The 12011-nt window shown below is 44.5% G+C and carries 15 protein-coding genes; 2 read left to right on the plus strand and 13 right to left on the minus strand.

What is annotated here, in order from left to right; translation table 11 throughout:
- Positions 1–10: 10 nt before the first annotated feature.
- From glnA to HYR79_11945, 7 genes are all read right to left on the minus strand, one after another.
- Entirely contained in the window at positions 11–1423 is a 1413-nt protein-coding gene (gene glnA / locus HYR79_11915) for a type I glutamate--ammonia ligase (GenBank protein ID MBI1822404.1), read from the minus strand.
- An 80-nt stretch (positions 1424–1503) separates the two neighbouring features.
- Complete coding sequence (locus HYR79_11920) at positions 1504–3246, minus strand: NAD+ synthase (GenBank protein ID MBI1822405.1); 1743 nt, start codon at positions 3244–3246, stop codon at positions 1504–1506.
- A 145-nt stretch (positions 3247–3391) separates the two neighbouring features.
- Complete coding sequence (locus HYR79_11925; GenBank protein ID MBI1822406.1) at positions 3392–3880, minus strand: hemerythrin domain-containing protein; 489 nt, start codon at positions 3878–3880, stop codon at positions 3392–3394.
- Positions 3881–3959: 79 nt separating this feature from the next.
- Positions 3960–4343: a toxin-antitoxin system YwqK family antitoxin gene (locus HYR79_11930; GenBank protein ID MBI1822407.1), complete on the minus strand. Its 384-nt coding sequence runs from the start codon at positions 4341–4343 to the stop codon at positions 3960–3962.
- Positions 4344–4470: 127 nt separating this feature from the next.
- Positions 4471–5118: a methylthioribulose 1-phosphate dehydratase gene (mtnB, locus tag HYR79_11935; protein ID MBI1822408.1), complete on the minus strand. Its 648-nt coding sequence runs from the start codon at positions 5116–5118 to the stop codon at positions 4471–4473.
- Positions 5118–5774 carry an MtnX-like HAD-IB family phosphatase gene (locus HYR79_11940; protein ID MBI1822409.1) on the minus strand — a complete coding sequence of 219 codons (657 nt, stop codon included), beginning with the start codon at positions 5772–5774 and terminating at the stop codon, positions 5118–5120. Before HYR79_11940 ends, mtnB begins: the two co-directional genes overlap by 1 nt.
- Positions 5765–6958 carry a 2,3-diketo-5-methylthiopentyl-1-phosphate enolase gene (locus tag HYR79_11945; GenBank protein ID MBI1822410.1) on the minus strand — a complete coding sequence of 398 codons (1194 nt, stop codon included), beginning with the start codon at positions 6956–6958 and terminating at the stop codon, positions 5765–5767. The genes HYR79_11940 and HYR79_11945 overlap by 10 nt, the downstream gene beginning before the upstream one ends.
- A 167-nt stretch (positions 6959–7125) precedes the next feature.
- Here HYR79_11945 and HYR79_11950 point away from each other — a divergent pair, with 167 nt between their 5' ends.
- Positions 7126–7224: a Uma2 family endonuclease gene (locus tag HYR79_11950; protein MBI1822411.1), complete on the plus strand. Its 99-nt coding sequence runs from the start codon at positions 7126–7128 to the stop codon at positions 7222–7224.
- Positions 7225–7314: 90 nt separating this feature from the next.
- Here HYR79_11950 and HYR79_11955 read toward each other — a convergent pair whose 3' ends face one another.
- The 4 genes from HYR79_11955 to HYR79_11970 all read right to left on the minus strand — a co-directional run bounded on the left by HYR79_11955 (position 7315) and on the right by HYR79_11970 (position 9237).
- Complete coding sequence (locus HYR79_11955; GenBank protein MBI1822412.1) at positions 7315–7797, minus strand: hypothetical protein; 483 nt, start codon at positions 7795–7797, stop codon at positions 7315–7317.
- A complete protein-coding gene (locus tag HYR79_11960) occupies positions 7794–7985 on the minus strand; it encodes a hypothetical protein (GenBank protein ID MBI1822413.1) in 192 nt (63 codons plus the stop codon). Before HYR79_11960 ends, HYR79_11955 begins: the two co-directional genes overlap by 4 nt.
- Positions 7986–8444: 459 nt before the next feature.
- Complete coding sequence (locus HYR79_11965; protein ID MBI1822414.1) at positions 8445–8669, minus strand: hypothetical protein; 225 nt, start codon at positions 8667–8669, stop codon at positions 8445–8447.
- Positions 8647–9237, minus strand: coding sequence for a hypothetical protein (locus HYR79_11970; protein MBI1822415.1), 591 nt, complete (start codon positions 9235–9237; stop codon positions 8647–8649). The genes HYR79_11965 and HYR79_11970 overlap by 23 nt, the downstream gene beginning before the upstream one ends.
- 61 nt (positions 9238–9298) lie before the next feature.
- Here HYR79_11970 and HYR79_11975 point away from each other — a divergent pair, with 61 nt between their 5' ends.
- Positions 9299–9847 (plus strand): Uma2 family endonuclease, encoded by a 549-nt coding sequence (locus HYR79_11975; protein ID MBI1822416.1) that lies wholly within the window; start codon positions 9299–9301, stop codon positions 9845–9847.
- Between the two features lie 16 nt (positions 9848–9863).
- On the opposite strand, the gene HYR79_11980 is transcribed toward HYR79_11975, so the two are convergent.
- Both HYR79_11980 and HYR79_11985 read right to left on the minus strand, forming a co-directional pair.
- Positions 9864–11030 (minus strand): hypothetical protein, encoded by a 1167-nt coding sequence (locus tag HYR79_11980; GenBank protein MBI1822417.1) that lies wholly within the window; start codon positions 11028–11030, stop codon positions 9864–9866.
- A 36-nt stretch (positions 11031–11066) separates the two neighbouring features.
- Entirely contained in the window at positions 11067–11759 is a 693-nt protein-coding gene (locus HYR79_11985; protein MBI1822418.1) for a fibronectin type III domain-containing protein, read from the minus strand.
- Positions 11760–12011 lie beyond the last annotated feature (252 nt).

Below are 12011 nucleotides of genomic sequence, written 5' to 3' on the forward strand. Positions count from 1 at the left end.
TCCGTGACCGTTAAATGTCGTAATAGAGGAAAAATTCATACGGGTGCGGACGAAGCCTCATCGGATCAATTTCCTTTTCCTTCTTATAAGTCATCCAGGTATCAATGAGTTCTTCCGAAAAAACCCCGCCTTTTGTCAGATAATCGTGGTCATCTTTCAGCGCTTTGAGGGCCTGATCAAGACTGCCCGGCATGGTTTTAATCTTGGCGGCTTCTTTTGCCGGAAGGTCATAAAGGTCTTTATCCATAGGAGCGCCCGGATCAATTTTGTTCTGAATTCCGTCAATTCCCGCCATGACCATCGCTGAAAACGCAAGATACGGATTGCAGGAAGGATCAGGAAAACGAACTTCGATTCTTTTTGCTTTTGGGCTTGGAGAATACATCGGAATTCGAATCGACGCGCTTCGGTTACGGCTGGAATAGGCCAGGTTCACCGGCGCTTCAAATCCCGGTGTTAATCGTTTGTAGGAATTCGTGGTTGGATTGGTAAAAGCCGCGAGAGAATGAGCATGTTTCAGAATACCGCCGATATAATAAAGCGCCAATTGGCTCATCCCTGAATATTCTTTTCCGGCAAACAATGGTTTTCCATCTTTCCAAATACTTTGATGCGTGTGCATGCCAGAACCGTTATCCCCAAAGATTGGTTTTGGCATAAACGTTACCGTCTTATTATGCCTCTTGGCCACATTTTTCAGAATGTATTTAAACCACATGAGCTTATCGCCCATATTGAGCAATGAATCAAAACGGATGTCAATTTCAGCCTGGCCGGCAGTCGCCACCTCATGGTGCTGGCGTTCCACTGAAATCCCGATTTTCTCCATTTCCAAAACCATTTCGGTACGGATATCTTCCTGACTGTCGGTAGGAGGAACCGGGAAGTAACCCTCTTTATGCCTCGGCTTGTAACCTAAATTGCGTTCCCCTTCTTTTCCGGAATTCCAGACCCCTTCGTCGGAATCGAGAAAGTAATACCCGCTATGGCTATTTTGGTCGAAACGGATGGAATCAAAAATGAAAAATTCAGCTTCCGGCCCGATATAAGCGGTATCTCCAATATGAGTTGACTTTAAGTAACTTTCTGCTTTCCTGGCGATATACCGGGGGTCACGGTCGTACGGTTCCCGGGAAATAGGATCAATCACATCGCAGATGACGCTTAACGTGGGGGTTTGAGAAAAGGGATCCATTCTCGCTGAGGCCGGATCTGGAACCACCAGCATATCGCTCGATTCGATCGATTTCCATCCCCGGATACTTGAACCGTCGAACCCGAGGCCTTCCTTAAAGACCTCTTCAGACAATTCGTGTAAAGGGGTGGAAAAATGCTGCCAAACACCCGGCAGATCAATAAACTTAAAATCAACCATTACTGCTTTGCTTTTCTTGGCAAACTCCAAGACTTCCTTCGGTGTCATAAGACATTCCCTTTCTTTATTTTGACCATTTTTAATCTACCTTATCGTGAATTACAAAATGGCATCGTTATTAATATGATTTAGAACTCCTTGTACTGCTGCGTAATTGGCATCCGTCTATCCTTCCCCAACGCGCGTTGGGTAATTTTGATGCCGGGAGGAGCCTGGCGCCTTTTATATTCGCTTCCCTCCACCATTTTCATAATTTTTTCAACCGTTCCCCGGGAATAGCCCTGGGCGACTAATTCGTCCAGACTCTGATCTTCCTCCACATAACTTTTAATAATCCCGTCCAAAATGTCATAGGGAGGAAGGGTGTCCTGATCCGTCTGGTTAAACTTAAGTTCCGCAGAAGGGGGCTTTTCAAAAATCCGTTGCGGAATCACTTCTTTCCCCTCCCGCATATTCCGGTAATCCGAAAGAGCATAAACCTCGGTTTTTAAAACATCCTTAATGACTGAGAAACCGCCAGCCATATCGCCATACAGGGTAGCATACCCAACACTCATCTCGCTTTTATTGCCGGTGGTCAGAACAAGCCAGCCAAATTTATTGGAGAGACCCATGAGAAAATTTCCCCTGATTCTCGCCTGGATATTCTCTTCCGTTTTGTCTGGTTTTAACTCGCCCCACTCCTTTTTAAAAGTTTTCAAATAGATTTCGAATATTTCCGTTATGGGAAGGGTGATGAGATCGACCCCGGCGTTTTTGACCAGGGCAAGGACATCTTCTTTGCTTTCCTTTGAGGTAAAGGGAGACGGCATGAAGACGCCGGTAACGTTTTCCTTTCCTAACGCATCGACCGCAATCACGAGCGTTAATGCCGAATCAATCCCTCCGCTCAATCCGATGACCGCTCTTGAAAACCTGTTTTTGAAAACATAATCCCGGACGCCCGTGACCAAACCTTTATAAATTTCCTCAATGAGAGGAAGAGGCTGATAAAGGGAAGGCGAAATCTTTTTTTTCTTTTTTAACACGCCTGATTCCGAAACGACGACCGGCTGGGGCGTTAAAGCCGTCATTTCCCTAAATAGAAAACCTTTTCTTCTGCGTCGGGGATCATGGAGCCTTGATCGAAAAACCGGATCGATCAAAAGATCATAAACCAGAGATTTCTCTTCGAAGGCGGGACCCCGCATCAGGATATCTCCCTTCTGATCTATGATGACGCTTTGACCGTCAAATACCAGTTCATCCTGTCCCCCGACGGAATTCACGTATGCAATGATGACATTGTTATCGACGGCCCGGGTAGCAAGCATTTTTTCACGGAATTGACCCTTTCCGGCATGGTAGGGGGAGGAACTGATATTAATAATTAATTCGGCATTCCCTTCGACCGATTGAATCGTTGTCGGACCATAGGGATACCAGATATCCTCACAGATATTCACCCCGATTAAAACCCCGTTGAAGACAAAAATCGGATAAGCGGACCCTGAGCGAAAATATCTCTCCTCGTCAAACACACCATAATTCGGAAGATATATTTTATGATAGATCCCTTGAATTTTTCCGTTGTAGATAAACGCGGCCGCGTTATAAATATCGGCCCGTCGGTCAACAAACCCGACAATGACACCCATTCCGGTCGAAGCCTTAACCACATCGTTTAAGGCGGACTGATTTTCGGTAATAAAGGAGGGTTTTAACAGTAAATCTTCCGGAGGGTAACCTGTGATGGCCAATTCAGGAAACACAATTAAATCGACTCCCAACCCTTTGGCCTTTTCGACCTCCTGGCAGATTTTCTTGGCGTTTCCTTTATTGTCCCCTACCGTCGCATTAAATTGCGAAAGGGCCAGCCGAAGCGATTTCATGATTTTCCCAGTTGAAAGTTTTTTATCATGCCTAAAAAACTAAAAAGTGTCAAGACATATTTGTCCTGTTTTAAGAGGTTTCATGTTAGTACGACAAAATTGTATGCTTTTCGTTTTTTTTTTAATAAAAAAAGCTAGAAATTGCCTATTTGTGTTTGGTACGGCAGAGGCGGGGAAGTCTTTTAATGAGTTCCTGACCCACCCGGTTGAATTCGGCTTCGGGAAGTGTCCTTTGAACTCTCGGAAAAAGTTCTTTCTCTTCAAAACGGACATGGTGAGTGACCAGGTCTGCGATACGGATTAGATTGGGTTTAGTTTCTTCTCCGATGGACGGCTGATTTTCAATGGTCTGAAACAACCTGGCCAGTTCCTTAAATTCATGGTTAATGAGTTCCATTTCATTTATAAATTGATCCGAAAAGGAGTTCAAACAGCTAAAGAGGATCTCCCTTTCGGCACCCATATGTTCCTGAAAAACAGCGCCCCAGAATTCTTTTGTCTGTTCAACCAACGCCTCGATCGATGTCCGGTAAGAAGGATGGTCGGTCGTTAATGCCATTCTGACCCGATCTGCGTAGATCAACAAATCATGATGACTCCAGGAGAGGGGGTGGAGTCTCCGATCACGTTTCATTTATTTATATTCAGGGACCTTCGCAAAATACGCTCAATGCCCCCGAACCCCGCGTTCCGCACTGGCAGAGCCAGTTGCTTCACTTATTTTTTCTTTCCGACAGCCCATCGCGATGACGCCAAATCTCCTGGATTTCACCGTTTTCATCGTAAACCCGCGTCTCGCCATACTGTTTGCCTTCTTTAAATGATCCGTCTACCTTCAACATCCCGTTTTCAAAATATTCTTTAGCGCCCCCGTCCGGCTTTCCCTTCTGATAATGCCATTCTGATCTTATTTTTCCGTTTTCATGAAATTCCCGGACGATCCCTTCCCGTTTTCCATTGACATATGTCCATTCAGCTTTTATTTTTCCATTTTCAAAATATTCAACGGTTTTTCCAGCCGGCCTCCCTTTTTCGTATAGCCGTACTGTTCGAAGTTTCCCGCATTCATAATAGCCTTTCGCAAGCCCTTCCAACAAACCGTTTTTATAATTCCATTCCGTCTTTACCGGACCGGTTTCATAACGGGTAATCGCTTTTCCTTCCTGCCTGGCGTCTTTCCAACGGGTTTCCGACTTTAAAGCGCCACTGGCATAATATTCCTTTTTAACCGTTTTTCACACCCTTCATCAATTGATTTTCTAAAACGGAATATTGGAATAAAAATTCGAAGGCTTCAACATTCCGTTTGGCTTCATGAAGGGTTTTTCCCCAGGCATAGAGCCCGTGGCCTTCAATCAGAATGCCCGGCACGGCTGGATCAATTGATTTTGCCACTCCGGAAGCGAGTTCGGCTAAATCATGAAAATTGGGGACAATCGGAATTTTCACCCGGCAGTTTTCTTCCCATCGGCCGAGCCCCTTAATCATCTCCAGCCCTTCAATCAATACGCCTTTCCCCCGAAAATGTTTTGAAATAAACGTATTGTAAAGCGTGTGGACATGCAAAACAATCCCGGCAGTTCGTTTTTTATAAATTTCGGCATGAATCCCCGCCTCGACAGAGGGTTTACGGACGACCTTCGTCCCTGGTTTTTTTTTCAACTCTAACGACTCTCCCCATTCATTCACCAAAATAAAATCATCGGGCAGATTGATTGACTTATCCCTGCCGCTCACCGAGATAAAAAACTGGAGAGGGCTTTCTTTAACTTTAAGAGAGAAATTTCCGCTGGTGGCCATCATCCAGCCCCGTGACGCAAAATCGGTTTTGACCCCGGCAAGGAGGCGGAGCTCTTTTTTATAATTTTTCATCAACGTTTCAAAACTTCTTTTACGTCAAAAAAGTTTTTAAAAGAAAAGGCCTCGATCCCCTCGGCCCTGCATTGGTCTAACAAATAATCCCGCCCGATAACGGTTTCCGTGATCCTGGCCGCTCCTAAATCGGTTAAGCTGTCCCCGATTAAAACCCGGTTATAAACGGCAGGATCACAGGTTCTGACCAGGCTGACCTTACAGAAACCGCAATCCAGATGGCAATAAGAATCACAGGGATAGGTCCATTTTACCTGAAAATGAGAAGAGGTAAAATCAACTTCATTGCACAATATTTTATCCTTTGGGACCCATTTTTCAATCAGTGGATAAACATAAAAATCGAGTCCCCCGCTGATGACTTTATATTCGATGGCTTCGGTTTGACAAAAATCAAGAAACTCCGGAAATCCATCTCTTATTTTAATTTCATTTTTGACGAAGGAAATGACCCTGTTCTTTTCGCTGGAGGGGATCAAAGAGAACATCGCTCCGACACCCTTTCTGACGCTGATTTGCCGGGAGAGCATCTGCTCCTTTAACGGAATCCACTCTTCCGGCCCAAACTGCTTCATGATGGCAATCATGACATCGATTTCGGTAATCGTGCCGTCAAAATCTAAAAAGACGAAAGGTTTTTTGGAAATCATGGCCATTGGGCAAGGGCTTCCTTCAAGGGTATCGAACCACGGGCAACCTCGGCTAACTCTTTTCCCTCACATACCCCTTCTATGGCATCCAAAAAGGCACGGGCGCCTTGCCGGGTCCCGTTTGGATGATGATGCACCCCTCCTCCCGCATTGATGACCATTTCTATTCCGAAATCTTTGATCATTTCCGGGACCAGCCCGGGATGAATCCCGGCTGAAGGAACAGGAAAAGACGAGCGATAGGCGCCTTTTTCGCGAAGTCTTTCCGCTATATCAAGAGCCTCCCCCCGGGGAAGAGAAACATTCCCATAAGGAGACGGAAATAAGGTTAAATCGGCGCCGGTCATCCGCATAAAGGTTCCAAGCAATAGGGATGAAGAGATGCCATGAAAAGGCGCCGGATAAATGGCGCCTGCGAGCGCAGGGTGCGCCACAAGAATGGCATCCAGCTCTGAGTCTGCCGCTAATTCATGAAACGCGTTCCAGCCGTAAGCCAGCACATTCACCAACAGCGCGTTCGCGCCCGCATCGACGAGTTGATGGGCTGTTTCCAAAAGACGGGTGGAAGGCGCAGAAAGGTTCACCGCGTAAATCACCTGCCGCTTCTCCCTATGGGAAACCTGATCCATCACCTCCCGGCAATATTTAACCCGTTCAATGCGTCCGGCCCCGTCAAAATAGATTTCATCGTCTTTGACCAGATCAATTCCTCCCGCCACCTGTTCAGAAAAGGAGTCTGCATATTCTTTGGGATTTAATCCAAAGGCGCATTTAAAAATACTCATCAGCGGAGGCCGGTGAAAAACATTCAGCTTTTTTCGGATTCCTTCAATCCCATAGCGTGGGCCAGGAAATTCAGAGGCTGTTTCAGCCGGAAGAGAGAGATCAACCAGCTTTATTTCTCTATCCATAGAAAGCTTCCCGAACACCGCAACTAGAATTTCGCTTAATCTCGGAGGAAAATTAGAAATCGGATAAGCCACTTTAAGACGAACCACGGGACCGATCGAAAGGTCCAGGCGGTCGAAGCCCAGATACTCTCCCGCATACAAAGCCTGTCTGGCCTGCTGATCCGGAGCAATGCCGCTCCAGGATCCGATCGTCATTCCAAGGGCGATCCCTTTGCCCTTTTTATCCGGGTCGGAACAGGCTCTGGATGGGACCTGATAGGTTGCAACAACTTTCAAAATCGTCTTTTCACAATCCGTTTGTTGGATAATACCAATGTTGTAACCCCCCCCACCTCTTCTTTGTTTCAAAGTCCCGCGCAGAAATTGTCACCAAACAAAATGTTCAGGGCGCGCCCTGATTTAGTCATTGAAATCTTTTCTCTTCAACGGCTTCTCGTGATCTTGGGATTAAAAAAAGACTTTATGAAAAATATAGCGTCCAGAAATATTGGATTGTTGACCCGGATAAGCAAGCAATTGCTGTTTTTAGATTAACAAACGGATAGTTTTCTGAAATCCAAAAGTTGAAGATTAAAAAAGAGTTAACGTTCTCTCTATTTCCAGGTCTTAAAATCTCTTTGTCTTCAATCTTTGTCCTAGAATGAGTCAGGTTCTTCCCGCAAGGTCTCCAGTTCAGCAATGACTTCCAGGTCCTTGGGCCGGCCAGCTGCGCGCTTAACCTGGATCAGCTGATCCAAACCGAGGCAATAGCACTTAATCCCAAAAAGTGTGATATTAATGCTATTTGCAAGGAGCGTCTGATAGGTTCCTCCTCCCGTAATTTCACCAAATAGATCAAGACTTCCCAAAGATGTGGAAAGGGTAAAGTTAAGTCCTCGAAGGATTGTCTCTGCGTCCCAGCGAAAGGGAAGTCCCGGGGGCGCGCCTCGAAGATAAGGAGAAAGGGGTCTTAATGCCGAAACTAACCGCTCAATATTTTCAGGCGATCGAGAATAGACAATGTCAAGATCCACAGTAAGATGGGTAGATCCATGAGCCGTCGCAGCAGCTCCCCCTACGATGATGAACTCAACACCGTGACTTTGCAAGATTTTCAGTAAACCTTCAAAGTCGGTCATTTCAGAACATGCTTGGCTTGTCTTAATTCTTCGGCAAAACGTTGCAGGGCGATGAGCTTGCGGAAACGCTCCTCAACAGTGAGCTTCAAGTTTTCCCGAAGAAGAGTCCGGTCTACATCACGCTTATAGCATTCGATCACCGGATCAGGCTGAATTACGGTTTTGTGGAATAATGGTTTGTCTGGCATGATTCATCTCTAATTTTTCTTTCATTCATCTGTTTTGAACAGACTTTCTCAGAAATTTTGCAGGATTTGTTGGAGAACCTTGAGGACTATTATTCTAGTGTAGTAAATCCAACGCTTCTTTACATTTGGTTTGTCATTGCGAGGAACATTAGTGACGAAGCAATCCCCTGTTTATGTCCGTTAAAAAGCGAGATTGTTTCACTTCGTTCGCAATGACAATCTTTAACATGATATGCTGATTGGTTATAATGCAAAGAGATTTATGACTCACTACACTAGCATTAGAATAATCCTGTTTTTTAAAAAATGCAAATTGTTATTTTAGCTCGTCCGGATAAAGAAACAGTTGCTGTTTTTATTTTAACAAGCGGAAAGTTTTCTGAAATCCAAAAGTTGAAGATTAAAAACGAGTTAACGTTCTCTCTATTTCCAGGTCTTAAAATCTCTTTGTCTTCAATCTTATTGCAAACTTAATAAAACCAGGATTTCTCCGGCTCCCTCTTTCAAAGGTTCGAGGGCCTTTCCAATAAGGGTGCCGGGACGATGAATCGGCATTCCCCCTAAATCCAAAGGTTCCGATTTCATGGCGATCCCTTCTTTATCGCTGGTCACCAATAAATCACCGACTTCGATGGGTTTTTTACTGGCATCCACCTTAACTTTAACCCGACCTGTTGTCGCCACTTTGACTTTGCCTTTTCCGCTTTCTCCAAGCAACCGCTCCTAATGTTTTTTCTGTTCCACCAAGATCTCCAGACCAATAGATAGGAATACCCGCTCCAGTGCCTGCTCCTGGATAATGCAGTTGCAATATAGCTGAAGAGTTTTCTAAACGCATGGTTCCATTCACGTCTAAGGTATAGTTAGGATTAGTCTTGCCAATACCGACATTACCGCCATTTAATGATAAGTTTCCACCGTTTGTTATGAGAGAAAGTGCAGATGTACCTAGAACTGAAATGTTTAAACCACCGTTACCATTATCGAAAAAACCTTGACCGTTTCCTAAGTAAACTCCTGTTGGATAACCGGTCATCTGAATTTCACCATTTATCGATAATTTCTTGGTCGGACTTGTTGTCCCGATACCCACATTGCCCGAATTGGAATTATAAATGTTACTTCCACTGGTAGCCCACTGGGCTTGGACGACTTCTATATAGAAACCATTGATAAATAATATTCCGATAAACAAACAGACTAATTTCCAGAAAACTTTTTTTCCATATGTATCTCTGATTTTACAGATCATTACTATTCCTCCCGGCGAATTATTTTTTGACTTTGATATTTAATTTTGATACAATTTACTTATGAACAACACTGCGATTAAATTGACTTATCAAGACTATCTTCAAATCACAGACGATCTGAACCGCCATGAAATCATCGACGGAGAGCACTACGTGACCCCTTCGCCTATCACTAAACATCAAAGAATTTCAAAACAACTTTTCCTTCGATTAAACAAATGGGTTGAAGACCATCATCTGGGCGAAGTGTATGAAACCCCGCTCGATGTAGTCCTTTCGGATATTGACGTTGTCGTGCCCGACTTACTTTTCGTCTCAAAATCAAGAATGCCTATCTTCACCGAAAAGAATATTCATGGCGCGCCCGATTTAGTCATCGAAATCCTTTCTCCTTCGACGGCTTCTCGTGATCTTGGGATTAAAAAAAGACTTTATGAAAAACATGGAGTCAAAGAATATTGGATTGTCGACCCGGATAAACAAACCATTGCTGTTTTTACATTAACAAATGGAAAGTTTTCTGAAATTCAAAAGTTGACGATTAAAAACGAGTTAACTTCCTCTTTATTTCCAGGCCTTAAAATTCCCATATCTTCGGTCTTTGTTTAAAAAAAATCCTTCGCCTTTATTGCAAACTTAACAAAACCAGGATTTCTCCTTCACCCGACATTAACGGTTCCAAGGCTTTTCCAATCAAAGTGCCGGGACGATGAATCGGCACTCCCCCTAAGTCCAACGGCTCTGATTTCATCGCAACCCCTTCTTTGTCGCCTGTCACCAGTAAGTCTCCAACTTTAATCGGTTTCTGACTTGCATCCACTTTGACTTTTACCCGCCCTGTTGTCGCTACTTTGACCTTATCTTTTCCTGCTTCCCCAAGCAACAAACCAGGAGTAGAGGTGATCACACCGGCAACACGTGTATCGTATGACGTCGACGACGGAAGCACACGATTCACATGTCCTTCGTCTAAAACCACCACCGTCCCTGCAGAAATTTTCTTACTCGCCGGCACCCATTCCGCCACATCCTGATATTTCGCCGTTATATTCCCGTTTACCGTCATATTTCCTGTTACCGTCGCATCACCCGTAACATGGAGTTTGGTAGCAGGAGCTGTCGTCCCTATACCAACGTTGCCGGTACTCCCTAAAATAGTTAAATATTCGCTATAAGTGCCCCCATCGGTAGACCCAAAAGCTGATCCCCGCCCAAAACCTATGTTTCCATTGCCTGATGTGATAATCCCGGGGATCGCTGCAGAGTCCCGGTTCCCTAAAATAATCCTCGTTGCACCAGCACCCGAAGTAAGACCGAGATACGTACTGTTGATATCTAAGGCTCGTCCCGGTGATCTCGTCCCTATGCCAACGTTGCCGCTATTATCTATTGTGACAACATCTGTAGCATCCTTTGTAAACTGGAGTCTGCTCTGACCTGTTGCTCCAGTATTCTTCAAAATGAAACCAGAGTTTTGGAACCCATTATCAAATTGCAACAGGCCTGCAACGGTATTAGACCCCAAAACCAATTGTTTATAGGTTGTATCAACCCTTGCGACGCTTGCTCCTGCAGAATTCTGAATACGAAATACGGCAAGTGAATCAGAAGTAGGTTTCACATCTAAGTTAGCCCCAGGGGTTGTCGTCCCGATTCCCACATTCCCAATATTTGAATTATAAATGTTACTTCCACTGGTTACCCATTGGGCATGAGTGGTATCAGGACAAAGGGACAATAAAACCACTAAAAAAAATAAACTTTTGTACGAGGCTTGGATTTGTTTTTTCACGTTAGTTTTCTCCATACTTATTCTTATTTCTTAAAATTACTTTACCCCACTCCTGAGTTCATCAATATGAACTTTCCGGATGACTGTTATTCCTGCCGTTAGGGATGGGTCTGTGTAACTGGGAGAGGAAAATCCGAACGTGGTGAGAGCAGGATTCAAATTACTTCGGAGTTCCTGAAGATGAACCGCTTTTACAGAAACACCTGACAGGGTAGAATCCGTCCATGGCGCCGCAGCCAGACCAGCGCTGGCACGCACAGCGTTGACCGCTTGACGCAGTTCTGTGATATGTTGAGCTTTAATCATTGTGACTCCGGCTACAAGGGGATTATCGGTAAAAATGATCGTTGTAGCGTAATCGATATTACTGTAACCCGACTTATTCCCCGCAGCATCCACGGCACGAATCCGGTAAAGATAGGTAATGCCACCTGAAACTGTGGTGTCAGTAAAAGAAGTGGTCGTGGCATTGCCAATTACATTATATTTTCCATTATTAAAACATCTTTCTACCTCATAATGATCTATTCCCACATTATCGGTTGAAGGTGTCCAGCTTAGACTGATTTGAGTGGTATTTACCGTATTTGCAATTAAAGCAGTCGGACTTGTAGGAGAACTGGTATCGAGACTGATCCCCACCGGAGAGGTTGAGTCGGTATTCGTTCCGTTGCCTAATTGACCATATCCGTTATTACCCCAACATTGTACAGATCCGTCCGAAGACAACGAGCATGTATGTTCCCATCCCGTTACCACAGCTGTGGAATTTATAATGCTGTTTACGTTACCGAAGAGATATGACTGATTACTTGTCGTGCCGTTTCCGAGTTGTCCCTTGTAGTTAGTGTCTGAACGAAAATGCAGAAAACCCTTGATAGTCCGTGTAGAAAACGAATTTATGCACCTGAAGATAACCGTTTTCAGTTGAGAAACATATAGTCGTATGTTAAAATGATCGCGCTATTATTGATCAAAACA

Source organism: Nitrospirota bacterium (assembly GCA_016178585.1).
GTDB lineage: Bacteria > Nitrospirota > Nitrospiria > JACQBW01 > JACQBW01 > JACOTA01.